The organism is Pseudofrankia saprophytica, from assembly GCF_000235425.2.
GTDB classification, from domain to species: Bacteria; Actinomycetota; Actinomycetes; order Frankiales; family Frankiaceae; genus Pseudofrankia; species Pseudofrankia saprophytica.
The window spans coordinates 4727539-4751951 of sequence record NZ_KI912266.1 but is presented as its reverse complement, the minus strand read 5'-3'; the positions used below and the strand labels follow the sequence as shown (position 1 = coordinate 4751951).

The window sequence follows — 24413 nt, the reverse complement described above, 5'->3', positions numbered from 1 at the left end:
CAATCAACCGAATTCATTCAGTGATGATCTGGTGGGTCCGGTCGACCGGGGGCGCCCGCCTCTGCCCGCCGGGGTCGGACGCCCTCATGCATGTCATGCCGTAGCCGATCTCGTCTGCCTTGTGGCCGTCGGCGGCCCTCGCCAGGTGCGGACGCGGATCCGCGACGGCACGTCGTCGGCCGCCCGCGCGGACGGTGGGGCTAGGCCCACCCACGGCGGCGGTTCAGGCCCCTCGTGCGCGGGCGGACCCGTTTCTAGCGTGAGTGTCGCTACCCGCCACGAACGGCCTACTCGCCTGGAGTGATCTCATGACAGCCCCGCCAGTCGCCTCAGCGCTGGAGGCACAGGGCCTGACCCGGACCTTCGGCGCGGGCGCGGGAACCGTGCACGCCCTCGACGGCGTCGACCTCGCCTTCCCCCGCGGCACCTTCACGGCCGTGATGGGCCCCTCCGGCTCCGGCAAGTCCACCTTCCTGTCCTGCGCCGCCGGGATCGACCGGCCGACCGGCGGCCGGGTGCTGGTGGCCGGGACGGACGTCACCGACTGGGACGAGGACCGCCGCTCCCGGCTGCGCCGGGAGCGCATCGGCTTCGTCTTCCAGGACTTCCAGCTGATGCCCTACCTGACGGCCGAGCAGAACGTCGGCCTGCCGCCGCGGCTCGCCGGGCGGCGGCCCGACCGGGCCCGGGTGCGCGGCCTGCTCGACCTGGTCGGGCTCGCGGACCGCGCCCACCACCTGCCCGGGCGGCTGTCGGGCGGGCAGCGGCAGCGGGTCGCGATCGCCCGCGCCCTGGTCACCGACCCGGCGGTCGTCCTCGCCGACGAGCCAACCGGCGCGCTCGACTCGGCGACCGCCCGGGACGTGCTCGCGCTCCTGCGGGCGTGCGTCGACGAGTTCCGCCAGACGGTCGTCATGGTCACCCACGACCCGGTGGCCGCGGCCTACGCCGACGCGGTGGTGTTCCTCGTCGACGGCCGCGTCGCCGGTCGGATCGAGGCGCCCACCGCGGACGTCGTCGCCGCCCACGCCGCCCACCTCGACGAGCGGGTGGCGCGGCGATGAGCGGGCTGACGGGTCTCGCGCTCCGGTCGCTGCGGCACCGGATGACCGCGCAGGTCGCGACCTTCCTCGCGGTCCTGCTCGGCACCGCGCTGATCGGCTCGTTCGCCACCCTGGTCGAGACCGCGCTCGCGCTCGGCCCCACCGCGCCGGACCGGGACGCCGACCGGGAGACTCTGATCATCATGGGTGCCGTCGTCGGCGGCTGGGGCACGCTGATCGTGCTCTTCTCCGTCGCCTCGACGGTCGGCCTCACCGCGGCGCGGCGGGCCGGCGAGATCGGGCTGCTGCGCACCCTCGGCGCGACCCCGCGCCAGGCCCGCCGGCTGATTCGCCGGGAGGCGCTGGCCGTCGCCGCCTGCGGCGCGCTCGTCGGCGCGATGCTCGCCGCCGGCACCGGCTGGCTGCTGCTCGACCTGCTGCGCGGCCACCTCGTCTCGGCCTCCGTCGGGTACGCGGCGGGGCCCGCGTCCCTTGGCGCCGCGGCCGGTCTGGTCGTGCTCACCAGCGTCGCGGCGGCGGCGGTCGCGGCCCGGCGGGCGACCCGCGCGCCCGCCGGCGTGACGCTGCGCGACAGCGACGCGGAGACCGGCCGGATGCGCTGGTACCGGGTGGTGGGGGCGCTGCTCCTGATCGCCTACGGCATCGGCGGGGGCGTCGTGACGATCACCGTGACGGCGAACTCCGACGACCCGTACGCGGCGATGCAGACGAGCGGGAGCTGCTCGATCCTGGTCGGCCTCGGCCTGGCCCTGCTCGCGCCGCTGCTGCTGCGCTGGCTGTCGGCCCCGCTCGCGGGGGTGGTCACGGGCCTCCGCGGCCGGGGCGCCGGCTACCTCGCGGCGTACAACGCCCGGCGGCGGGCGCACCGGCTCGCGGCCGTGCTCGCCCCGGTGATCGTGCTGACGTCGGCGGCGATCGGCACGCTCATGCTGGTCAGCATCGACACCCGTACCCTGCCCGGCGGGACCGAGGACTCCGACACGATCAACCTGTTGAACAACGTCGTCGTCGGGATGGCGTCCCTGTTCGCGGCCATCATGGTCGTCAACGCGTTCGCCGCCGGCGTCGCCGACCGCCGGGCCGAGCTGCGCCGCCTGTGGCTCATGGGCGCCACCCCGACGCAGGTCAGGCGGTCCGTGGTCGCGGAGGCGGCCGTCGTCGCCGTCGTGGGCCTGGTGCTCGGCGCCCTGGGCTCGCTGGCGACCGTGATCCCCTTCTCGGTCGCCCGCCACGAGGGCGTCGTCCCGGACGCCCAGCTGTGGATCGCGCCACTGGTCGCCGTCGTCGTCGTCCTGCTCACCCTGGGCGCCGGCCGGTTCGCCGCCCGCGCGACCATGCGGACCGCGCTGGGGGAGGTCAGACGTCCCGCCACATGACGACGTGCGGGCCGATGCCCGGCTCCTCCCGCACCTCACCCCGCGTGCGCAGCCCTTCCCGTTCGTAGAAGGGGACGGCGCGCACACGGGCGTTGCACCACAGCAGCCCGCCGCCCTGGTCGCGGACGTGGCCGACCACGGCCGCGAACAGCCTGGCCCCGATCCCGCGGCCGCGCATCGCCTCGTCGGTCGCCATGCCCCGCAGGCGCCAGCCAGCCGCCCCCCAGGGCGCCGCCTCCCGCAGCACCGACACGGTCCCGACGACGGTCCCGTCCGCCAGGACGGCGACCACATGGGCGCTGTCCGGCTCGTCGTCACCCGGGAACGCCACGTCACGGACCGTCTGGTGTGGCCGCAGCACCCGCTGCCGCAATGGCAGCGTCACTTCGGCTCCCACCCGCTCGAGACGGACCTCCGCCGGCTCGTCAGCGCTCACCGCCCCATTCTCGCCCTGGCCCGCCCGCCCTCGCCCGTGCCGGTGGTCTCGCGGAACCCGCCGAGAGGGCTCGTGGGACGCCGCCACCGGCCGGCCCGCGGGCTGGTGAGCGGCGACGCCGGTGATGACGAGGGCGATGCCAGCCAGGTCGCGCCAGGTCGGCACCTGGCCGAGGACAGCCAGGCCGATCACCGCGGCGGCGGCGGGCAGCAGCGCGAGCATGAGCGCGAACGTGGCCCGGGGGAGTCGGGCCATCGCCAGCTGGTCGGCCACGTAGGGGATGACCGAGCTGCAGACGCCGACGCCGATGCCCCAGACAAGCCAGACCGGATGGGTGAAGGCGGGCGCGGCGGCGGCGATGCCGGCGGGCGTCGCGGCGAACGCCGCGACCAGCATCGCCGCGCCGAGCTGGTCGATGCCGCCCATCGGCTCGGGAGCGTGGTCGTCGGCGGCCGCGGCGCTCGCGGTGGCGACGCGGTGACCGAGCATCACATAGAGCATGAACCCGGCGCAGTTGGCGAACGCGAACACGAACCCGAGCGGCTGTCCGGCCAGCCGGACATCGGTGAGGACGAGCACCCCGGCGATCGCCAGCGCGAGCGCGAGGACGTTGCGCCGGGTCCGGGCGCCGGCGGCGGCCAACGCGACGACGCCGAGAAACTCGACAGCCCCCACCGTCGACAGCGGAAGGCGGTCGACGGCCAGGTAGAACAGCGAGTTCATGCCGGCCAGCACGCCGCCGAGACCGACAAGCACCCACCGGTCCCGCCCGCGCAACCGGCGCAGAGCCCGCCAGGGCCGCCGCCAGACGGCGAAGACGACCGCGGCCGAGGCGATGCGCAGCCAGGCCACACCCAGGGCGTCGACCCGGGCGAACAGCAGCACAGCCAGTGACGGGCCCAGGTAGTGAAAGACCGCGCTGACCCCGAAGAACGACGCGGGTGGCAGTGCCCCGACCGTGCGTCCGACCCGGCTGGGGCCGTGGATCGTCGCCGTCACCCCGCCGCACGCTGCCACGGATCTATTCTCAAAGCCTGGAGCCAGCTACTCCATGGGTGATCGAAGGCCCTGCTCGGGAACTTCCTTCGGAATGTAGGTGATCTAGGTGGCTGACCGTCGATATGACGACGAGCGGATCGACGACGTCAACGCGCGCCTGCTCGCCGAGCTGCACGCCGATCCCCGGATCGCGATGTCGGAGCTGGCCCGTCGGGTCGGCATGTCGTCCCCGGCGGTGACCGAGCGCGTGCAGCGCATGCGGCGCAACGGCGTGATCACCGGATTCCGCATGGACGTCGACCCCGCGGCCGTCGGCCTACCGGTCGCCGCGTTCGTCCGAGTCCGTCCCATACCCGGGCGGCTGGAGAAACTCGCCGCCCTCGCCCGGACGACCGATCAGGTCAGCGAGTGCCACCGCATCACCGGCGAGGACTGCTTCCTGCTCAAGGTCCACGCCCCGACCGTGGCGGGCCTTGAATCCGTCCTCGACCGGTTCCTGGCATATGGGCAGACGATCAGCTCCATCGTCGTGTCCAGCCCCGTCCCGCCCCGGCCACTGCCGCTGCCGGTCCAGGATCCGGTCTGAGGGATCCGGACAGGCGTTCGTCGCCGCTCGCGGTGACCAGTCCTACTCGCGGGTGGCGAGAACGAGGAAGCGGTGCGGCGGGTCGTCATAGCTGTCCAGGCGCCAGCCGGTGGCGGCAAGCCGTGGCTCGAGGCGGGTGACGGCGAGCGGCTCGTCCGGGCGCAGGGCGCGGCCGTGGCGGGCCGCCAGGGCGGCGCGGCCCGAGGGATGGAAGATCGCAAGCCGTCCGCCGGGGCGGCTGACCCGCGCGAGCTCGGCGAGGCCGCCGGGCACGTCCGGCAGATGGTGCACGAGGCCGGCGGCGAAGACCGCGTCGACGGTGCCGGTGGGGATGGGCAGGCGGCGGGCATCGGCGAGCACCAGCGCCACGTCGGCGTCTCGGCCCGCATGCCGCGCGGCGACGAGCATCTCCGGGGTCAGGTCCAGGCCGATCACCGTGCCGGCCGGTCCGACCGCGTCGCGCAGCGCGGGCAGGGCGCGCCCGGTCCCGCAGCCCGCGTCGAGCACGACCGCGCCGGGGCGCAGCCCGATCTCGCCGACGGCGGCGGCGTACGCGGGCAGGTCGTCCCCGAACTTCGTGTCCCACGTGGCCGCGCGGACGCCGAAGAACGCCTGGCTCTCGCTGACATGCCAGCTCCCGTCGCCGGCCAGCCGGGACGCGACGCGCCTGATCACCGGCCACGCCGGGTCGTCCACGTCGACGACGACGTCCGGGCGACGCTCGTCGTCGCGGTCGTCGCGCCGCGCCGAGCGGGATCGCAACCAGACGACGACATCCCACTCGCCGCCGGCCGGCTCGGCGCGCCAGCGCGGACCGTCCGCGAGCACCACCAGGTCGGCGTCGTCCTCGCCGCCCGTCGTGCCACCGTTCGCCGCCGCCGGCGGCGCGCCCGCCAGCCGGCGGCAGGGGCGACCGTCCGCGCGCAGCCGGTCCGCCAGCCGGTCCGCCAGCCGGTCCGCGAGCAGGGCGGGCATGGCCCCGGCCCCGGAGCCGTCGACGAGAACCCGAACCGCGCCCGGCGGCACCATCCCGGCGATCGTGCCGGCAACCGCCAGCCAGCGGCCGACCTGCTCGCTGGTCATCTCCGACTCCACGGCCGCCGCCGTCACACCGTCCACCACGGGCACCATGATGGCCACCCGGCGGACCGGGTGGCCATCGGACCGGACAGCCGGGCCAAGGCCTGTCCGGCTAGTCGTTGCGTGCCGTCTCCGGGCCGGTGATCCGCCGCAGCAGTGGCAGCGTCGAGGCGATGACCGCCAGCGAGAGCGCGAGCCCACCGGCGACGACGGCGTAGTACACCCAGCCCGGCGCGACCAGCGTGTAGTCGAGCTGCGCGCGCAGGAACAGCTGCGCGGCGAGGAACCCCATGCCGATCGCCACGGCGGCGGTGACCAGCAGCGGTACCACGCTCTCGATCGCGACCACCCGGCGCAGCGTCGCGAGCTGCACCCCGGTCAGCCGCAGCAGGCTGAACGGTCGCCTGCGGTCGCTGAGCCCGCCGGCCACGCTGACCGCCAGCCCGCAGCCCGCGATCGGCAGGCTGCACAGGATGACCACGTTCGCCAGCTGCTGGAACCGCACCAGCGGCCGCGCGCCGTCGGCCTCCCACTCGCCCTCGCTCGCCGGCAGCTGTCCCTGGGGGAACGCGTTCTCCAGCATGGTCCTGGCGCGCTCGAACGCCGCCTGGTCGGTGGTGTCGACGACCACGGACAGGATGGGCATCCGCGTGACCTCGGCGGGCGTGACGTCGACCGCCTCGATGGCGTCGATTCCCGCGCTGGCCGAGCCGACGAGGCCGGGGGCGACGGTGGCGACCTGGGCGCCGGGCGGGCAGCGGCCGTAGACCGCCAGACGGTCCAGCTCGGCGCACGTGATCACTGGTCGCCACTTCTCCGGGTCGGTGTCCCGGTGGACCAACGTGACATTGCGGACGCCGGGGATCGCCCCGAGCCCGGCGGGGAGCTGGGCCGCCGTCGGCGCCGGGCCATCCTCGGGCCAGAAGATCTTACGCACGCTCGTCGTCGCCACGGAGTCGGTGCGGGGCGCGCCGCGGTTGGCGACGAACGTCGTGATGGCCCCGGTCGCCGCACTGGTCACGAACAGCGCGACGATCAGGCCGCTGACCGACCGGAAGCCGGCCCGCGGGTCGTCGGCGAGGCGCCGTCCCGCGATGAGCGCGGCCGGCCGGCTCGCCCGGCCGGCCAGCAGGCGGGCGGCCAGCATCGTGAGCCACGGCCCGGCCAGCAGCAGCCCGATCAGGATCAGTACGAAGCCGGTGAAGTACGCGATGAGCTGGCCGCTCGTCGCGTCGGGCCGCCGACCGATGAAGAAGGCCAGCTCCGTGAGCCCGGCGGCGAGCGGAAACACCCGCCAGGCACGCGGCGAGCGGGGCGTGACCCGCCTCGTCACGCCGAGCGGCGAGATCCGGACCCGGCGTAGCGCCAGCCCGGCCGCCACGACAGCACTGGCCGGTACCCCGAGGGCGACCAGCAGCACATCCAGGGCTGTGAGCGACAGGTCCGCGGGGAAGAACCGCTCGCCGGTGAACGCTATCCCGGCCAGCCCTGGCCGGATCGCGAGGAACAGGCCGAACCCGACGGCGGTGCCGACGGCGGCCGCGAGCGTCGACTCCACCGCCGACAGCAGCGAGATCTGCCTCGGCGTCGCGCCCACCAGCCGCATCGCCGCGAAGCGCTGCTCGCGGCGGGCTGCGGCCAGCCGCGTCGCGGTGCCGATGAAGATGAGCACCGGGAACAGCAGCGACACGGCGACGACGGAGAGGGTGACCGCCATGATGTCGGCGTTGAACCCGATGTAACAGTCGCGGCAGGCGCTCGGCGTGGTGGTCATGATCTGCGTGACCCGGGTCGCCCCCAGCGCCCTGAGGTCCGCGGGTGGGCGGCCGAGGACGATGAGCAGCGAGTCGGGGGAGGGCAGCGCCGACCTGCCGATGGTGCCGACCCCGCGGCCGGGGAAGCGGTCGGCGAGTTCCGCCGCGGGCGTGGCTCGTAGCAGCTCGCCCAGCGCGGGGGAGACGTAGTACTCACCGGGGCCCGGCAGCCGGGGGATGCCCGGCGGTACCGGCGCGTCCGATCCCAGCGCGGCGACCTCGACCCGACCGATCGTGCGACCGTGGTAGTAGTCGCCGCGGATCAGCCACAGCATCCCGTCGCCGCCGCGGGCCGCCGGGCCGGCAGCGGTGTTGAGCCAGGCGTACCGCTGGTTCTGCGCGCCCACCGCGTTCAGGCCCGCGACAGGCGCGAGCAGCATGGCGACGCCGAGCGCCACCGCGCCCGCGATGATGACCAGCCGGACGAGGGCCTCCCGCCCGCCGGCCACCGACAGCCGCACCGCGAACCGGATCACGAGTGCACCAGCGCGTTCACCCTGCCATCGCGCACGATGACCTGCCGGTCGGCGTACGCGGCGACCCGGGCCTCGTGGGTGACGAGCACGACGGTGGTGTGCTGCTCGTGGGCCGAGTCGACGAGCAGGTTCATGACCTGCTCGCCGGTGATGGAATCGAGCGCTCCGGTCGGCTCGTCGGCGAACAAAACGCTCGGCCGGGCGACGAGGCCGCGGGCGAGCGCCACCCGCTGCGCCTGACCACCGGAGAGCTCACCCGACCGGCGCCGCTCCAGTCCGGCAAGGCCGAGCCGCTCGAACCAGGGCAGGGCCGCGGCCATCGCCGCCCCCCGCCGGATGCCGCCGAGAAGCAACGGGAGCGCGACGTTCTCCTGGGCGGTCAGCTCCGGCACGAGCTGCCCGAACTGGAAGACGAACCCGAACCGGTCCCGGCGAAGGACGCTGCGCTCGTTCTCGCCCAGCTGGTCGACGCGGTCGCCCCCGAAGTGGATCTCGCCGGCGCTCGGCACGAGGATCCCGGCCAGGCAGTGCAGCAGGGTGGACTTGCCGGAGCCGCTCGGGCCCATGATGGCGACGATCTCGCCCTCATCCACGGCGAGGCTCGCGCCGCGCAGCGCCGGGGTCTCGCCGAACGACAGGACGACGTCGCGCGCCTCGATGGCTGTCACGCCCCCACCGGCCGTCATGCCGTCACCACGGTACGCAGGGCGTCCAGCCGGACGGCCGTCGTGTCGATCCAGTGCAGGTCGGCCTCGAGATGGAACAGCCCGTGGTCGGCGAGCAGGGCGTCGACGAGGTCGCCGCCGCGCTTGACCGTGGTGAGCTCCTGCATCCGCCGCAGGTGCGCGGCGCGCTGGGTGTCGAGGTACTCCTCGGCGGGGCGGCCCAGCATCAGCGCCAGCACGACCTTGCTGAACAGCACCGTCTGCAGGTTGGGCTCGGGCTCCACCGGTTCGGTCAGCCAGGTGTCGACCTCGGTCGCGCCGAGGTCGGTGATGACATAGCGCTTGCGGTCCGGCCCGACGCCCGGCTCGACGTCGCCGATCACGATCTTGCCGTCGCGGGTGAGGCGGCTGAGTGTGGCGTAGACCTGCCCGAACGGCAGGGGCTTGCCGCGGTTGAAGAAGGTGTCGTAGTCGCGCTTGAGGTCGTAGCCGTGGCTGGGCTCGCGCTCGAGCAGGCCGAGGAGGGTCAGGGGGACGCTCATGCGAGCAATATAACCTGAGCGTATACCCTGCGTATATACCCCGGGGGTAGAGGGATGGGTGCTACAGCCGCTCGATCGGTGACTGACGACGGGGGCGGATCGCGGCCAGGCCACCGGACCGCTCGGGGTGCCAGTCGCCGAAGAGCCGGCCGGCTGCCTGGCGGCAGCCGATGCCGTGGACGCGGGCGGCGGTGGACTCGTCGGCGACACCATCGGCGATCACGGTCAGCCCGAGTCGGAGCGCCGCGGTCAGGTAGCCGTGCGAGAGCGCGGCCGTGGCCGGCTCGTGCCGCGTCCCGGTGAGCGCCGCGATGAGTGACTCGTGCAGGACGATCATGTCGACGGGAAGGATGCGCAGCGCGTCCGGGGCGGTGTCGGTGGTGCCCACCCTGGCCAGCGAGATCCGCACTCCGAGGTCGTGCAGGCGCCCGAGAGAGCGCGCCGTGGCATGCAGATCGGGCGTGCGGGAGGTGCCCACGAGCTCGAGCACCAGCGTCTGCGGCCGTACACCGGTGGTGTCCATCGCGGCCAGGATCTGCCGGGTGATGTCCCGGCCGGTCAGCTGGGCCGTGGACAGCGGGATGTGGACAGGCAGTGGTCCGCCCGCCGCGTCCTGGTGGTCGGCGGCGTGAGCGCAGGCAGTCTGGAGCAGCAGATCGTCGAGGGCGGGCGCGAGGCCGGCCGAGGCGGCGGCGGTCAGCATCCGGTCGGCTGGCACCGTGCCGAGGGTGGGATGGTGCCAGGTCAGCCGGGCCTCGTGCGCCACCGAGGTCCGGCTGATGAGCTCGACGATCGGCCGGTAGTCCACCTCGAGACGTCCGCCGGCTGGGTCGCCGCGGATCGCCGCCCCCAGTGCCGTGTGCAGCGCGGACAGGGTGTCCGGCGAGGCGAGCCGCGGGGTGTACAGGGTCAGGCCACCGTCGCCCTTGGCCTTGGCCGTGTACATCGCCAGGTCGGCGTGATGCAGCAGCGTCTCGGCGGTGACCGGCTCGGCGGCGGGCTCGACCACGGCCATTCCCGTGCTGGCCCGCACGACGTAGTAGGTGTCGGCGAGCAGGAACGGTTCCCTGACGGCGTCGGTGAGCCGCCGGGCCGCCTCTGCCGGGTCGTCGGCCTCGAGCAGGATCGCGAACTCGTCGCCGCCGAAGCGGGCGACGGTGTCGGCGGCGCGCACGGCGGCGCGCAGACGACGGGCCGTCAGCCGCAGCAGCTCGTCGCCCGCGGCGTGCCCGAGCGTGTCGTTGACGTGCTTGAAGCCGTCGAGGTCGCAGAAGAGCACGGCGAGGCGGCCGGGAGCCCGGGCCTGCCGGTTCAGGGCGTGCGCGAGCCGGTCGGTGAACAGCGCACGGTTGGCCAGCCCGGTCAGCGGGTCGTGGAAGGCCAGGTGGCGCAGGGCGATCTGGTCCTCCTCGACCCGGTCAACCAGCCGGAGGTTGTCCGCCAGGGTGACCACCTGGCGGGCGAGGGTGAGGAACAGCAGCAAGAGCAGTCCCCACATCTCCACGGTCAGCCCGCGTTGCTGCGAGATCGTGGCCAGGGCGAATCCGCTGGCGGTCAGGAGCGGCAGGTAGGGCAACGCGGCCTGCCACCAGCGGCGCCGTGGACTACGGGCGGGCGCCTCGGGCCGGTCGGCGTCCCCCGGTCCGAGGGCCGATGCCGACGCCGTTGTCGGCAACAGGGTGGCCAACGCGATCATCGGCGGCCCCACGACGTAGCCGAGATCGAACAGGTGCGTGTAGTCCGTCGCCCCGCGGACCTGGACGTCGAGCTGGACCAACAGCGAGAAGACGCACGCGAGCTGCCCGAGGCCGAGCACGACGAGGCCACTCGGGCGCCGGAGCCGGCGGAATGCCAGGACGAGAATCACGGCGAGCACCTGCACCAGCGAGACCGCCGTCAGCCCAAAGGAATACAGCACCGTCGGGGACCGGATACCGGGACGGACGACGCCCTGGAGGATGACGATCCAGGCCAGGAGCGCGAGCGCGCCGGTCACGATGAGGCTGTCCAGGACGATCACCAGGAGCCAGTAGCGGTCATGGCGTCCGGTCGGACCCCGAATGGTGACGTCGAACGGCTCGGACGGGTAGAGCATCAGCCCGGCCAGCCCGGAGGCGGGGGGCAGAAGCAAGATGAGCAGGGCGATGGCGTTGTATTTGGGGATCGCCTGCCCCTGTTCCGCCACGAGAAACAGGTACGGCACGGTCATCACCGCCCCGATCAGGAGCATCACGCACATCAGCGCGCGCCACCACCGCTCGATCCCGTGATGACGGCTCGCCGCCCAGGCGCAGACGCCGGTACTGACGACGACGGCCGTGGCGTTGGCCACGCGGACGGCCGTCAATGCCTCGCCGGCGGGCAACACCAGCGCGCAGACCGTCACGGCCACCGCGAACCCGGCGAGCCCGACGGCGAACCGGCGCGCATCCGGACCCGTCCGCGGATCGGCTGATGTCGTTGCGCCGTTGCCCATCCGCAGCCAGTCCCCCTCCCGCCGGCCCCGATTCGATGCGGACAAGGGCACCGACGGTCCGGCCGCCTGGGGCGGTCGTACCCCTGATTAGCGAGTGGTACCCAACTGGATTCATAGGGTGATATAGATCATCGATCTGGTGCCCTTGGCGACGGCGAAAGAACGTCGTGTCCATGGGTGTACAAGGACGCTCGTCGTGACGGGCGGACCGGAGGGCTTCGGGATTGACGACGTTGATCGGCGTGCCGGCGGCGTAGGCGTTGATCTGGTCGAAGACGTCGGCGAACTGCAGCTCCCATTCGTCCCTGGTGACGTAGCCGATGTGGGGCGTGCAGACGACACCCGGCATCGTGAGAAGTCGACGTCCTGAACATGGTCATGGTGGTTGACGAAGTTCGGCGTGACGTTGGTGTCGGCGAGGCGGAGGTCTCCGGTCTCGATGACGGCGAACTGCTCCCGGACCAGCCGGTCGACGGTCGCGGCGTCGGTCGAGGAGACGGATGACGGGGTATCGGCGCTGGTGGGCCTGGTCATGATGGGCTCCTCCCGGCGACGGCCCCGGGCAGGGCCGCCGCCGGATGTGAAGGGTGGTGGCCTCAGCGCCCGGGCGTCGCGGCGATCTGACGCTGGAGCTGGTCGATGCCGACGTAGGCCCAGTGCCGGACACCACGGGCCTGGTCGTCGCACTGGACGATGTGGAACTGCTCGACCGCGACCCGGCCACCGGTGGCCTCGGCCCCGAACAGGGGCCCACCGGTGTGGGTGCCAGTCAGGTGGACCCGGGCGGCGACCCGGTCGCCCTCGGCGATCAGATCCTCGACCGTGGTCTCCAGGTCGGGCAGGGCCGCGCGCAGCATGCGGATGGTGCCCTTGAGGTGCGCGCGGAAGTCGGGTTCGTCCTCGGCGAAGGGATGACGGTCGACGGCGTCGGGGGCCAGGCACGCGTCGACGGCGTCGAGGTTGCCCTGAGTGAAGGCCTCCTCGAAGACGCGGCGGACGGTGCGCTTGTTCGCTTCGGTTTCCACAGCCTGCTTCCTTTCATGATCGGTACCGGGTGCGCGGGCTCTCGTCTGATGCAGTTGAACTGCTTTCACTGCGCTGTCTCTGCCGTCGATGCAGTACTACTGCATCGAAAGCAGTGCTACTGTACCCACGTGGCTCCGCCTGTCAACACGTCCAGCTACCGACAACTTCAGGCCCAGCAGACCCGCGAGCGGATCGCCGAGGCGGCCCGCCGCCTGTTCGCGGCTCGGGGCTACCGGGCGACGAGCATGGACGCGATCGCCGCCGAGGCCGGCGTCGCGGCCCGGACCGTCTACTCGGCCTTCGGTGCGAAGCGGGAGATCCTGTCGGCGATCTGCGAACGATGGCTGGAAGAGGCCCGCGCCCGTGAGCTCGCCCAGGCGGCGGTCGCCGAGCCCGACCCCAGGTCGCGTCTGCGCGCCGCCGCCCACTGGCTGCGGACGCTGTACGAGGCCGGCTTCGACGTGGTGACCCTCTTCGCGGCCGCCTCGGACGAGGACGCCGAGACCAGGGCGCTCCTGCAGGCCAAGCTGGCCGGCCGCAACCAGGTGATGGACATGATCGTCGCCTCGCTCGACGGCGCGCTGCGCGTCCCCGTCCCCCAGGCCCAGGCGATCTACCGCGCGCTCGCCGCCCCCGGCGTCTACGGCGAGCTGGTCGTCGAGTCCGGCTGGGCGCCCGACGCGTTCGAGGAATGGGTGGCTGACGCCCTGATCCGTGAGCTTCTCGACCCGGACCCGTCGAGGCGCGAATGAGCCATCCGGACCGCGTCGCGATCGCGCCGTCGCCGCGGGACGGCGGTGAGCGGCGCTGCCCACGGCGGGGATCATGACAGCGCGGATGCCAAGGGCCCGCTCGTCACCGAGATCATCACCCGAGCGGAGAGCTGGGCCAGCACAATCGACTGGACCCCCGCAGAATGATGGCGGCGCCGCCGAACAGGAGCCCGGACCTCGCTTCCGCGAGGCCGCGCACGCGACACCCCTGTCAGGGCTCCGGGCCCGGTCGGCCGACATCGGCGGCATGGCTGACTGACGTCGGCGGATGACGGTCCAACCGGCTTGGGGCGTGACCGCCCTGACTGGCGCCTTCCCGCCCGCATGGCCGGTTCGTGGCAAGGAGCAGCCGATGGCGACCACGGTGGCCGACGTGATGGTGACGACGCTGAGGGTGTCCGGAGTGCGGCGGGTGTACGGGATCCCTGGCGACTCGCTGAACGGGTTCACCGACGCCCTGCGCCGCGACGGCGCGATCTCCTGGCAGCTCGTCCGGCACGAGGAGGCGGCCGGGTTCGCGGCGGCCGGGGAGGCGGCGCTGACCGGGGAGCTCGCGGTGTGCGCGGGCAGTTGCGGCCCGGGCAACCTGCACCTGATCAACGGGCTGTACGACGCGAACCGCAGTCGGGTGCCGGTCGTGGCGATCGCCGCGCACATCCCGCGGGAGGAGATCGGCGGGAGCTACTTCCAGGAGACCCACCCGGAACTGCTGTTCCGCGAGTGCAGCGTCTACTGCGAGCTGGCCAGCATCCCGGCGCAGCTTCCGCGCCTGCTCGAGCTCGCGATGCGCGCGGCACTGCAGCGTCGCGGGGTCGCCGTGATCATCGTCCCCGGTGAGATCTTCCTCGCCGAGGCCGCCGGGGGTCCCGCGCCGGCGCCGGTGCGGGCCGTGTGGCCGGTCGTCCGCCCGGACGAGCCGGCGCTGGCGGACGCGGCGCGAGTGCTGAATGCCGCCAGCCGGGTGACCATCCTTGCCGGCGCGGGCTGCGCCGGCGCGCACGACCAGCTCGTCGGGCTCGCCGCGGCGCTGAAGGCGCCGGTCGTGCACGCGATGCGCGGCAAGGACGTCGTCGAACCCGACAACCCCTACGACGTGGGGATGACCGGGCTGATCGGGTTCAGCTCCGGGTATCGGGCGATGGAGCACTGCGACGCCCTGGTCATGCTCGGCACCGACTTTCCCTACCGGCCCTTCCTGCCCGAGGGCGTCCCGGTGATCCAGGTGGACGTGCGGGGCGAGCAGATCGGCCGCCGGGTGCCGGTCCAGGTGCCGCTGGTCGGCACCGTCAGGGACACGATCGACGCCCTGTTGCCGTTGATCGCCGTCAAGAGCGACTCCGCGCACCTGGACCGGATGATCGCGCACTACCGGCGGGCTCGGACCCGGCTGGATCGCCTGGCCCGCCCCGGTCGGGACGGCACCCCGCTGCATCCGCAGTACACCGCCGCCACGGTCGACCGGCTCGCCACCGCCGACGCGGTCTTCACCGCCGACGTCGGCACGCCCTCCATCTGGGCGGCCCGCTACCTGCACATGAACGGCACCCGTCGGCTGATCGGCTCGTTCAACCACGGCAGCATGGCGAACGCCCTGCCACAGGCCATCGGCGCGCAGGCGGCCGAGCCGGGCAGACAGGTCATCGCGCTGTCCGGCGACGGCGGCCTCGCGATGCTGCTCGGCGAGCTGATCACGCTGCGCCAGCAGCGGCTGCCGGTCAAGGTCGTGGTGTTCACCAACGGCGCGCTGTCGTTCGTCGAGCTGGAGATGAAGGCCGGCGGCATCGTCACCTACGGCACGGAGCTCGACAACCCCGACTTCGCCGGGATCGCCCGCGCCGCCGGTCTGTTCGGCGCGCGGGTGGAGAGCGCGAGCGAGCTGGAGGAGGCGCTGGCCGCAGCGTTTGCGCACGACGGCCCGGCGCTGGTCGACGTCCACACGGCCCGCCACGAGCTCGCGCTTCCCCCGAAGCTCACGTATGGCCAGATGAAGGGCTTCACCCTGTACGCGACGAGGACGATCGTGTCCGGCGGTGGGGACGAGCTCGTCGAGCTGGCCAGGACCAACCTGCGGGACCTGGACGCAGAGTGACCAGAAGGCCTCGCTAGGTCCGCTGACGGCGGTCCGATCCCCGACAAATCGGTCGAATATGTCGGTGGCTCGGGCTACGGTGGCTAGTGCTGGAGATCCACACGAGGAGGCGGCCAGTGACCACACTTCCAGACCGGCCGAACACCGCGCTGCTCGTGATCGATGTGCAGAACGCGGTCGTCAACGACGCGTACCAGCGGGACGCGGCCATCGCGAACATGGCCTATCTGGTGGAGAAGGCGCGGCGGGACCAGGTGCCGATCATCTGGGTGCAGCAGACCGACGAGCACCTCGTGCCGGAGAGCGACGGCTGGCGAATCGTCCCCGAGCTGCGCCCGGGTGACGAGGAGCGGCGCATCGAGAAGCGTTACGGCGACTCCTTCGAGGACACGGACCTGGCGGTCGTGCTGGCCGGGCTGCGGGTCGGGCGGCTCATCGTGGTCGGTGCCCAGACCGACCAGTGCATCCGCTCGACGCTGCACGGCGCGCTCGCCCGGGGGTACGACGCGACGCTGGTGAGCGACGCCCACACCACCGAGGACACCACGGCGTGGGGCGCCCCGCCGCCGGAGGCGGTCATCGCCCACACCAACCTGTACTGGACCTACCAGACGGCCCCGGGCCGCACGGCCGGCACCGTCGAGACCCAGAACGTGGACTTCGCCAGCGCGTCCTGAGGCGATAGGGGCGATGCCGATCGCGCGCATCCAGCGGCTGCGTGCCGGGCTCTGCCTGAACTACACCGCGATCGATGGGCCTCGTTCTCGACCTGCTCGACCACATCGAGGAGCCGGAGGCCGCGGCGCGCGGCCGCATCGACCGTGTCGGCCACGACGGGGCTACACCCCGCGGTCGTCTCGCGTCATGTCACCGGTGCCAGGGGTGCCGTCGGTGAGGGCGTAGCGCAGCAGCACCGCGCCGGTGGTCGAGGTGACAGGTGGCTCGGTGAGCGTGAGGTTCGCGGGTACGGCGCCGTGCGCGAAGACCTTCTTGCCGGCCCCGAGGACGACCGGGAAGACCCACAGCGACAGCCGGTCGAATAGCCGCTCGGTAAGCAGGGTCTGGACCAGGTCGAGGCTGCCGATGACGTGCACGTTCGCGTGGCGATCACGTGCCTCGCGTACCGCGACAGCCAGGTCGGGCCCGAGAAGCTCCGAGTTGGCCCACTCAAGGGTCGGGTTGCCGCGCGAGGCGACGTGCTTGGGCACGCTGTTGAAGAGCTTGGCGATCCCGCCGTCGACACCGTCTTCCTGGTGGGGCCAGAAGCCAGCGAAGATCTCGTAGGTCTTCCGGCCGAGCAGCAGCGCGTCGAGACCTTCCATACCGGCACCGACCTGCTGGCCGACGACGTCGTCGAACAGCGGCGCCTGCCAGCCGCCGAACCCGAAGCCGCCCTCCGTGTCCTCGTCAGGCGCGCCGGGCGCCTGCCCGACACCGTCAAGCGTGCTGAACAGGTCGATGTGAATGAGGCCCACGGTTCCTCCTTGGTCAGCCGGAGCGGCTGGCTACCTGTCGTCATTACTCCTAACCGACTGACCGTCGGCGGCCTGCCAACTCATCGGCGACGCGTCGCCGGTCGGACCGCTCGGTCAACCGCCCGATGCCCGCGCCCGTCATCCGTGCTAGCAGGGAGATCGAGCCGGCGGTGCGCGGGTATGTTGCCCGATGTCCGGACCCGTGCGGCGGTCCTAGCGTCCACCCCATGGCACACGCTTTGAGGCCTGCTCCCCTGCCCGCGGCCGGCGACCAGCCGCCGCGTGCGGTGCCGCACACCCTGACCATCCCGTCTCGCTTCTGCGGACCGCTCGACAGCGCCAACGGTGGTTACCTGGGCGGTCTCCTCGCCGGGTATCTCGACGGCCCGGTGACGGTCACCCTGCGCCGACCGCCGCCGTTGGTCACACCCATGACCGTCGAGGGCGGCGCCGAGGGTTCGGTTCGGATCCATCACGCTGGCACGGTCATAGCCGAGGCCGCGCCAGCCCAGGACCGCCCGGCGCTGCGCGTACCCGACACCGTCTCGATGGCCGAGGCACGTGCGGTAGAGGGCCGTTCGCGTTACTTCCAACGCCCGGAGTTCCCGACCTGCTTCGTCTGCGGCACTCGGCGTGGGCGAGGCGACGGCCTGCGTATCTTCCCTGGGCTGGTGCACGGTCGGCCCCTGTGGGCTGCGCCATGGGCACCGGACGCCTCGTTGGCGGACGGCGGCCCGAGCGTGCGCCCGGAGATCGCCTGGGCGGCACTGGACTGCCCCAGTGGGATCGCCGCCATCGAAGCCCATGACATCAGCGAGGATGCCGCCATCCTGCTGGGCCAGATGACCGTCAACGTGGCGGCACTGCCGGCGGTCGGGCACGAGTACCAGGTGGTCGCCTGGTCGATCAGACGTGAGGGGCGCAGGCTGATCGCCGGCTCGGCCCTGCTGCGGCAGGGCGACGTGCTCGCGGTGGCCAGGACGGTGTGGGTCACCATGCGGCGCCCGGTCCCGAGGACGACGGTGGGCGTGGAAGAGCCGTCATGACGGTGAGGCGCGCCAGAGCATCACGATCAGCGAGACCTCGAACCTCCCGAAGGGCGACGTCGAAGCCACGGGCGCAGGCGGAGGCACCGGGCACCGCGAGGCAGCGGCCGGCGTGCCATGGGGAACCCTTCGCCTACTCGGTGCCGGCTACGCCGATGACATGCCCCTCGGGATCGGAGAACCGTCCGACCACCAGCGTTCCGGGAGTGCCCTCGGGACCCATCTGGCGCTTCCCGCCGAGGCTCTCGGCCTTCCTGAGCGCGGCCTCGACATTGGGAACTCCCACGTAGAACAGAACCCGTCCCTCATAACCCGCGCCACCACCCACGCCACCGTTGATCCCGCCGCTGGCCGTGGTCTCGTCCACGAACCCGTAGTTACCCGGCTCGGAGACCGTTTCGGTGGCCGCATCGTTGGTCTGGAACTCCCACCCGAACAACTCGGCGTAGTAGCCCCGCAGCATCGCGGGATCCCGCCCGATGATCTCGAAATGCACCACTGGCTGCCCCATCGCACGTCCCTCCAGATGGATCGGTCCTGGTGGAGAGACTCGGGCGAACGAACAAACTCATCGGTCGGGCAGGCCGCGGTAACCCCTCTGGGCGACCGGTCGGTCGCGGTTCGTTCGACGGCGCCGAGCTCGGGAAGGCGGTCGCCGCGCACCCCGACGACGTCGAGGCGGCGCTCGCCGTCTACGAAGAGGCGCTGTTCCCCCGTGGCGAGTCGGCAGTCGTGGCCGCGCATGCGCTCCTGAGGCTGTGTCTCGACGACCACGCCCCGTTCGGATTCGTCGACTTCCTCACCGGCGCCCTCGCGGGGCGGGTAGGAGCCGCGCGGGTCGCCGTCGGCTGGTTCGCGGAATGATCGTCGGTTCGGTGCTGACTGTCGATGTTCCGGAGGTTTGAGCGGTCGCTTAAGATCTGTTAATCTTCAGTTGAGCAACCGCTTAAGTGGAAGTCGACGAAGGGGCCGGCATGAGGCAACCTCGTGTGTCGAGTGTCATCGAGCGCCGTCTGCTGGTGAACTACCGCGTCGCGCCTGCCGTGGTGGCTTCGGTGCTGCCGGCGGGAATGCGCCCCCTGCAGATCGACGGCTGGGCGGTCGCGGGCATCTGCCTTATCCGGCTGGGCCGGGTTCATCCCGCCTGGCTGCCGGGTGCTCTCGGGCTGCGTAGCGAGAACGCCGCCTACCGGATCGCGGTCGAGTGGGACGGGCCCGAGGGGCCGGAGAAAGGCGTCTACGTCGCCCGTCGCGACACCGGATCGACCGCCAGTGTCCTGGCGAGCGGTCGGCTGACGGTAGTTCACCACCCCGCGTCGTTCGACGTGCGTGAAACACCGCGCGACCTGCACATCGCTTACGTCAGCCGGGACGGCGCGACCCAGGTGAGCATCGACGCCAGCGTCGCCGAGCGGTTTCGGGACAGCACGTTGTTCGCTGACCTCGACGAGGCGTCGGACTTCTTCGAGCGCGGGTCGGTCGGCTACTCCGCCGGCCGCGACACCTCATGCCTGGATGGTGTCGAACTGACCGTCGGTACCTGGCGGGTGGTGCCCGTCGAGGTCCGGAACGTGCGGTCCACGTTCTTCGACGACCCCGACCGGTTTCCGCCGGGCAGCGCGGTGCTCGACAACGCCCTGTTGATGCGGAACGTCCCAGCGATCTGGAACCCACTTCGACCGATGCGTGTCTCAGGATGAACAACGCGGCTCGCCCTGGCGCCGAAAAGGTCCCTTACGCGTCAGCCAGTGGTCCTGGTGGCGCGACGGGTGCGGTTTCGTAGCGCCCGTCGCGCCACTGGGCCGAAGCTGTCGAGGAGGTCAAGCAGCGCGGCGAGGCTGTTGAGCGAGCTGGTGGCGGCCGAGGCGCCGTCCGGGTCGACCCCCTCATACAGCTCCAGGCCGATGAACGAGGCCGAGACCGCGCGGGCGAGGCCCGCGAAGTCGGTGACGTCGGCAAGCGCGGACTGTCCGAACAGGCGGCGGAGCACTGCCTCGATCTCCGTGGTCCACAGCCCGAGCGCCGCGCGCACGGCGTCCGCGAGCCGGGCGTCGACCTGCGCCCCGGCGAGAAGCTGGGCGAGCACCGTGACATGCCCATGGCCACGCTCGATCTCGTGCAGCTCCTGGCCGAGCCGCAGCAGTTCCTGGGCCGAGCCGACGGCAGCCAGCCGCTCGCGGTAGAACTCGACCCGTTCGGCGGTCGCGGACTGGCACGCGGCGGAGAGCAGGCCGTCCACCGTTCCGAAGTGGTAGAAGACCAACGCCTGGTTCACACCAGCTGTCGCGGCGACGGTCCGCGCCGAGATTCCCGCGATGCCGCGCGTGCGGACTGCCTCCAGCGCGCCGTCGATCAGCCGCTGTCTGGTGTCGGGTTCGGAGCGCCGCTTGGCAGGGTCGTTCATACGTCCGTTCCCTCGCGCGGCAGCCTGACCGGTGACGTACCGCCGTGGGGGCACTGTACCGGGTCGTGAACCGACGACCAGAACCAAAGCCAGCCCCGTTTCGGCGGAGCCAGCGAGGCTGTCGACGGACGTCACGTCACGTCACGACAGCGCGGCCGCCTTGCGCAGCAGGACCGACCGCTCGCGGGTGTTGCGGCACAGCCGGGCGGCGAGTTCCAGCTCGGCGCGCGCCTCCGCGGTCCGGCCGAGCCGGCGCAGCAGCTCGCCGCGCACGCTCGGGACCAGGTACGACCCGGACAGACGGTCGGAGGCGACCAGCTCGTCTACCAGGACCAGCGCCTCACGCGGTCCGTGCGCCATCGCGACGGCGACGGCACGGTTGAGCTCGACGATCGGGGACGGGGCCACCCGGCCGAGCGCCTCGTAGAGCAGCACGACACGCTCCCAGTCCGTCGCCGCGACGGAGGGCGCCGACGCGTGGCAGGCGGCGATCGCCGCCTGCAGGCCATACGGACCGAGCCCGCGCCCCAGCGTCGAGGCCCGGTCGAGGGCGGCCCGGCCACGGCGGATCGCGGAGCGGTCCCACAGCCGCCGGTCCTGGTCCTCCAGGAGCACCGGCTCGCCGTCAGGCCCGACGCGCGCGGGGAACCGGGCGGCCGTGAGCTCGACGAGGGCGAGCAGCCCGTGCACCTCCGGCTCGTCGGGCAGCAGCGCGGCCAGCATCCGGGCCAGCCGGATCGCCTCGTACGCGACGTCGGGGCGCAACAGGCGGTCGCCGGACGTCGCGGTCGAGCCCTCGGTGAAGATCACGTAGAGGACGCTGAGCACACCGCCGAGCCGCTCGCGCCGGTCCTCGACCGGTGGCAGCTCGAACGGCACACCCGCGGCCGCGATCGTCTTCTTCGCCCGGGTGATCCGGGCCTGGACGGTCGGCACGGGCACCAGGAACGCGCGGGCGATCTCCTCGCTCCCGAGCCCCCCGACGACGCGCAGCGTCAGGGCCACCCGGGCCTCCGGTGAGAGCACCGGATGGCAGGCCACGAACATCAGCGCGAGGACGTCGTCGTCGACCCGGTCCGGATCCCACGGAAGGTCCTCGTCCGCCCGCCTCCGCGGGGCCGCGCCCGAGCTCGCCTCGCCCTCGCCGAGCTGGCCGGCGAGGGTCGCGTACCGCTCGTCGAGCGCCGACCGGCGGCGGAAGCTGTCGATGGCGCGCCGTCTGGCGGTCGTGAGCAGCCAGCCCACCGGGTTCGCGGGTGTGCCGTCCCGTGTCCAGGTGACGAGCGCCTCCGCCACCGCCTCCTGCGCGACGTCCTCGGCGAGCGTGAAGTCCTTGGTGTGCCGGGCCAGCGCGCCGACGATCCGCGCCGACTCGATCCGCCAGACGGCCTCGACGGCCCGCCGCGCCGCGTCGGCACTCGCCGACGCGGCGCCCGGCGGGCCGTCGCAAGCCTCGGTCATCCGGAAGCCTCGGCGATCAGAGCTGGCCGGTCCGCTCCCGCCACGCCCGCTCCATGACGATCCACTCGTTGTCCTGCGGGAACTCGTCGATGCCCGGCACGCGGCGGATCTCGCACTTCGAGCCGGACATCGCCGGCATCCGCTTGGCCCATTCGACCGCCTCCTCCTTCGAGGCGACGTCGAGGATGTAGTAGCCGCCGAACAGCTCCTTCGTCTCGCCGTACGGACCGTCTGTCACCACCGGCGTCTCGCCGCTGAAGTCGACCACCACACCCTGGTTCGGGTCGTCCAGCCCTTCGGCCGCGACGAGCACGCCGGCCCGGATCAGCTCCTCGTTGAAGCGACCTATCGTCTCGAGCATCTGCTCGAACGGCGTGTCCATCATCTTCGCCATGGACTCGTCGGTGCCTCGCATGATCAACATGTACTTGGCCATCTTCGGTCTCCCTGGTCCGGGGGCCGCTTCTCGACCCCTCTCACCCACAGGTCGAACGGCGCGGCCGCGGATCGACATGCCTCGCCGAGCGAGATCGAGACGCCGCGGTCACGCCTCGCCGCGATCATCTCGCGGCGCGGCGGCGCCGTCGGGCGGTGGGGCGCCTTCGACCACTTCGATGGTGTTGCCGTCGGGATCATGGATGACGGCGATACGCACGCCGGGACCGATGTCCATGGGGCCGTGCAGGACCTGGCCCTTGCGGGCCGCGACGCGTTCGAGGGTTCCGTCGAGGTCGGTGACGTACATCGTCAGGTAGCGCAGACCCGTGGCGCCGAGGAAGAAGCCGACAGGTTCGGCGGGGCTGGGTGGGACGGACGGCACCATTACCTTCAGCGCCACGCCTGGTGCCTGGACGCGATGCACGATGCCGGAGCTGGACCCGATCGGCGGCAGCCGTTCCAGCTCGAACACGTCCGCGAAGAAGTCGACCAACGCCTCGTCCGTGCTGACCAGCCCGATCTCGACCCGCTGTAATGCCACAGCACGCTCCGTTTTCTCGACGTCGGCACTTCGTTCGCCCCGCGATCCGCCTCGGCAGGCCACCGCTCCCGCCGACCCGCGGACGGAGCGTCGACGCTCTGCCTCCCGCCGCCTCCCGTGGGCTCCCACCGGGGCGAATACACCTTGGCGCCTGACCTCCCACGTTATGCTCGCGAGCTTGATCAGCAGTTCCGTACCCGGATCCGAACTGGCGGCGGCTCGGAGTTCGGATCCGGGTACAGTCCTGGCGATCTTCCTAGCGGCCGCGTTCCCGGTACATGCGCCGCTGCTCCTTGCTGATCGATCTCCACTGGCGCTCCTGCTCGGCGCGCAGCCGGGCGTCGCCACGAGCCGCCATGTAGGCGTTCTCCCGCAGCAGCCGGCGGTAGCTCGCCAGGCGCCGGGCCGGCAGCACCCCGTCGTCGATCGCGGCGAGCACCGCGCAGCCGGGTTCCGTCTGGTGCTCGCAGTCGCCGAACCGGCAGTCGGCGGCGAGATCCTCGACCTCGGCGAAGGCCTGGCTCAACCCGTCCTCGACGGCCCACAGCCCGACCCCGCGTAGCCCGGGAGTGTCGATCAGCACCCCGCCGCCGGGCAGCGGTAGCAGCTCGCGGCGGACCGTGGTGTGCCGGCCCTTGCCGTCGGCGGACCGCACCGCGCTGACCCGCTGGGCGTCGACGCCCAGCAGCGCGTTGGTCAGCGTCGACTTGCCGGCCCCGGACGTGCCGATCAGCACCGAGGTGCCGGTGAGGACGGCGGCCAGGACGTCCAGCCCGGTCCCGTCGGTCGCACTGGTGATGACGACCGTGACACCGGGTGCCGCCGCGGTGGCGTCGGCCTCGGCCGTTCGGGCGGTCTCGGACCCGGCGCCGCCCGCCTGGTCGGCCTTGGTCAGCACCACCAGCGGGCGGGCGCCGCTCTCCCAGGCGAGCGTGACCAGCCGTTCGAGCCGGCCGAGGTTCACCGGGGCGGTCAGCGGCACGGCCACGGCGACGACGTCGACGTTCGCGGCGAGCGGCTGCGGGTCGGACCGCCGGGACGAGGACGCGCGGACCAGCGCGGTCCGCCGGGGGAGCAGCGCGGCGACGGCCAGGGCCTCGCGCCCGGCCGGACCAGCGACGGGGCCCGGGTCGGGACGCAGCGCCACCCAGTCCCCGGTGCACGGTGGCCGGGGGCCGTCCGGCCCGGTGGGCGCCGTCGCCGGCCACGAGCGGCCGTCCGCCGTGACCACCTCGCAGGCTCCCCGGTCGACGCGGGTGACCCGGCCCGGGACGAGGCCGGCGGCACGGTAGGACGCGAACACGTCCTCCCAGCCCGCGTCCCAGCCATAGGCGGTGAGGCCCTCGCCGCCGAGGCCGAGATCGAGGCCGGGCCGCGGGTGATCGGTATCGGTATCGGTATCGGTGTTGATGTCGGTACGGGCGTGGTTCGGGTGCGGACGGTCGGGCAGGGAGGCACGACCATCAGCGGGAAACGCGAGCAACGGAGGAAACCCCTCGGGGAATGCCCCGGCGACCGGCGGCGGACGGGCGAACAGCCAGGTCCGGGCGCGGCGTGGTGGTCAGCCGGTGACGGTGGACGGTCGGAAGGAGTGAGGGCGCGCGAACGCGACAGCCACCGTGGCGGCCATACCCCACCTCCGCACC

At 72.5% G+C, this 24413-nt stretch carries 23 protein-coding genes; 9 read left to right on the top strand and 14 right to left on the bottom strand.

Annotation, left to right across the window (positions count from 1 at the left end):
- Nucleotides 1-308: 308 nt before the first annotated feature.
- Nucleotides 309-1064: an ABC transporter ATP-binding protein gene (locus tag FRCN3DRAFT_RS0219950; protein ID WP_007513878.1), complete on the top strand. Its 756-nt coding sequence runs from the start codon at nt 309-311 to the stop codon at nt 1062-1064.
- Complete coding sequence (locus FRCN3DRAFT_RS0219945; protein ID WP_007513877.1) at nt 1061-2440, top strand: FtsX-like permease family protein; 1380 nt, start codon at nt 1061-1063, stop codon at nt 2438-2440. Before FRCN3DRAFT_RS0219950 ends, FRCN3DRAFT_RS0219945 begins: the two co-directional genes overlap by 4 nt.
- Here FRCN3DRAFT_RS0219945 and FRCN3DRAFT_RS58205 read toward each other — a convergent pair.
- Entirely contained in the window at nt 2421-3893 is a 1473-nt protein-coding gene (locus FRCN3DRAFT_RS58205; RefSeq protein ID WP_007513876.1) for a GNAT family N-acetyltransferase, read from the bottom strand. The two genes, FRCN3DRAFT_RS0219945 and FRCN3DRAFT_RS58205, sit on opposite strands and share 20 nt — an antisense overlap.
- An 88-nt stretch (nt 3894-3981) precedes the next feature.
- Between FRCN3DRAFT_RS58205 and FRCN3DRAFT_RS0219935 the strand changes: the two genes are divergently transcribed.
- A complete protein-coding gene (locus tag FRCN3DRAFT_RS0219935) occupies nt 3982-4461 on the top strand; it encodes an Lrp/AsnC family transcriptional regulator (RefSeq protein WP_007513875.1) in 480 nt (159 codons plus the stop codon).
- 42 nt (nt 4462-4503) lie between these two features.
- Here the strand turns inward: FRCN3DRAFT_RS0219935 and FRCN3DRAFT_RS51645 are convergent, their stop codons facing one another.
- From FRCN3DRAFT_RS51645 to FRCN3DRAFT_RS45360, 6 genes are all read right to left on the bottom strand, one after another.
- Complete coding sequence (locus tag FRCN3DRAFT_RS51645) at nt 4504-5592, bottom strand: class I SAM-dependent methyltransferase (protein WP_007513874.1); 1089 nt, start codon at nt 5590-5592, stop codon at nt 4504-4506.
- A 61-nt stretch (nt 5593-5653) separates the two neighbouring features.
- A complete protein-coding gene (locus FRCN3DRAFT_RS0219925) occupies nt 5654-7831 on the bottom strand; it encodes an FtsX-like permease family protein (protein WP_007513873.1) in 2178 nt (725 codons plus the stop codon).
- A complete protein-coding gene (locus FRCN3DRAFT_RS0219920; RefSeq protein ID WP_007513872.1) occupies nt 7828-8517 on the bottom strand; it encodes an ABC transporter ATP-binding protein in 690 nt (229 codons plus the stop codon). Before FRCN3DRAFT_RS0219920 ends, FRCN3DRAFT_RS0219925 begins: the two co-directional genes overlap by 4 nt.
- Nucleotides 8514-9038, bottom strand: a complete 525-nt coding sequence (locus FRCN3DRAFT_RS0219915; protein WP_007513871.1) for a PadR family transcriptional regulator — start codon at nt 9036-9038, stop codon at nt 8514-8516. Before FRCN3DRAFT_RS0219915 ends, FRCN3DRAFT_RS0219920 begins: the two co-directional genes overlap by 4 nt.
- Nucleotides 9039-9099: 61 nt before the next feature.
- The gene (locus FRCN3DRAFT_RS49680) at nt 9100-11559 is read right to left on the bottom strand and encodes a GGDEF domain-containing protein (RefSeq protein WP_131803534.1); all 2460 of its coding nucleotides are present in this window, start codon (nt 11557-11559) and stop codon (nt 9100-9102) included.
- A 551-nt stretch (nt 11560-12110) separates the two neighbouring features.
- Complete coding sequence (locus FRCN3DRAFT_RS45360; protein WP_007513867.1) at nt 12111-12539, bottom strand: ester cyclase; 429 nt, start codon at nt 12537-12539, stop codon at nt 12111-12113.
- A 129-nt stretch (nt 12540-12668) separates the two neighbouring features.
- Here FRCN3DRAFT_RS45360 and FRCN3DRAFT_RS57165 point away from each other — a divergent pair, with 129 nt between their 5' ends.
- The 3 genes from FRCN3DRAFT_RS57165 to FRCN3DRAFT_RS0219885 all read left to right on the top strand — a co-directional run bounded on the left by FRCN3DRAFT_RS57165 (nt 12669) and on the right by FRCN3DRAFT_RS0219885 (nt 16079).
- A complete protein-coding gene (locus FRCN3DRAFT_RS57165) occupies nt 12669-13292 on the top strand; it encodes a TetR/AcrR family transcriptional regulator (RefSeq protein WP_007513865.1) in 624 nt (207 codons plus the stop codon).
- Between the two features lie 373 nt (nt 13293-13665).
- A complete protein-coding gene (gene poxB / locus FRCN3DRAFT_RS0219890; RefSeq protein WP_007513863.1) occupies nt 13666-15402 on the top strand; it encodes a ubiquinone-dependent pyruvate dehydrogenase in 1737 nt (578 codons plus the stop codon).
- 116 nt (nt 15403-15518) lie between these two features.
- On the top strand, nt 15519-16079 hold the full coding sequence (locus FRCN3DRAFT_RS0219885; RefSeq protein ID WP_007513861.1) for an isochorismatase family protein: 561 nt from the start codon (nt 15519-15521) through the stop codon (nt 16077-16079).
- 162 nt (nt 16080-16241) lie between these two features.
- Here the strand turns inward: FRCN3DRAFT_RS0219885 and FRCN3DRAFT_RS0219880 are convergent, their stop codons facing one another.
- On the bottom strand, nt 16242-16877 hold the full coding sequence (locus tag FRCN3DRAFT_RS0219880) for a dihydrofolate reductase family protein (RefSeq protein ID WP_007513859.1): 636 nt from the start codon (nt 16875-16877) through the stop codon (nt 16242-16244).
- Between the two features lie 227 nt (nt 16878-17104).
- Between FRCN3DRAFT_RS0219880 and FRCN3DRAFT_RS45355 the strand changes: the two genes are divergently transcribed.
- Nucleotides 17105-17923, top strand: a complete 819-nt coding sequence (locus tag FRCN3DRAFT_RS45355; protein WP_007513858.1) for a hypothetical protein — start codon at nt 17105-17107, stop codon at nt 17921-17923.
- A 133-nt stretch (nt 17924-18056) separates the two neighbouring features.
- Here FRCN3DRAFT_RS45355 and FRCN3DRAFT_RS0219870 read toward each other — a convergent pair whose 3' ends face one another.
- On the bottom strand, nt 18057-18434 hold the full coding sequence (locus FRCN3DRAFT_RS0219870) for a VOC family protein (protein ID WP_007513856.1): 378 nt from the start codon (nt 18432-18434) through the stop codon (nt 18057-18059).
- 29 nt (nt 18435-18463) lie between these two features.
- Between FRCN3DRAFT_RS0219870 and FRCN3DRAFT_RS0219865 the strand changes: the two genes are divergently transcribed.
- Together FRCN3DRAFT_RS0219865 and FRCN3DRAFT_RS0219860 are read left to right on the top strand one after the other, a co-directional pair.
- Complete coding sequence (locus FRCN3DRAFT_RS0219865; protein WP_007513854.1) at nt 18464-18787, top strand: hypothetical protein; 324 nt, start codon at nt 18464-18466, stop codon at nt 18785-18787.
- Between the two features lie 110 nt (nt 18788-18897).
- Nucleotides 18898-19623, top strand: coding sequence for a DUF2071 domain-containing protein (locus FRCN3DRAFT_RS0219860; protein ID WP_007513853.1), 726 nt, complete (start codon nt 18898-18900; stop codon nt 19621-19623).
- A gap of 41 nt (nt 19624-19664) precedes the next feature.
- Here the strand turns inward: FRCN3DRAFT_RS0219860 and FRCN3DRAFT_RS0219855 are convergent, their stop codons facing one another.
- The 5 genes from FRCN3DRAFT_RS0219855 to rsgA all read right to left on the bottom strand — a co-directional run bounded on the left by FRCN3DRAFT_RS0219855 (nt 19665) and on the right by rsgA (nt 24250).
- The gene (locus FRCN3DRAFT_RS0219855; RefSeq protein WP_007513851.1) at nt 19665-20327 is read right to left on the bottom strand and encodes a TetR/AcrR family transcriptional regulator; all 663 of its coding nucleotides are present in this window, start codon (nt 20325-20327) and stop codon (nt 19665-19667) included.
- A gap of 141 nt (nt 20328-20468) precedes the next feature.
- Nucleotides 20469-21788 carry an RNA polymerase sigma factor gene (locus FRCN3DRAFT_RS0219850; RefSeq protein ID WP_007513848.1) on the bottom strand — a complete coding sequence of 440 codons (1320 nt, stop codon included), beginning with the start codon at nt 21786-21788 and terminating at the stop codon, nt 20469-20471.
- Nucleotides 21789-21804: 16 nt separating this feature from the next.
- Nucleotides 21805-22224 (bottom strand): YciI family protein, encoded by a 420-nt coding sequence (locus FRCN3DRAFT_RS0219845; protein WP_007513846.1) that lies wholly within the window; start codon nt 22222-22224, stop codon nt 21805-21807.
- A gap of 108 nt (nt 22225-22332) precedes the next feature.
- Entirely contained in the window at nt 22333-22767 is a 435-nt protein-coding gene (locus FRCN3DRAFT_RS45350; RefSeq protein WP_007513845.1) for a VOC family protein, read from the bottom strand.
- A gap of 256 nt (nt 22768-23023) precedes the next feature.
- Nucleotides 23024-24250 (bottom strand): ribosome small subunit-dependent GTPase A, encoded by a 1227-nt coding sequence (rsgA, locus tag FRCN3DRAFT_RS0219835; RefSeq protein ID WP_007513843.1) that lies wholly within the window; start codon nt 24248-24250, stop codon nt 23024-23026.
- Nucleotides 24251-24413: the final 163 nt, after the last annotated feature.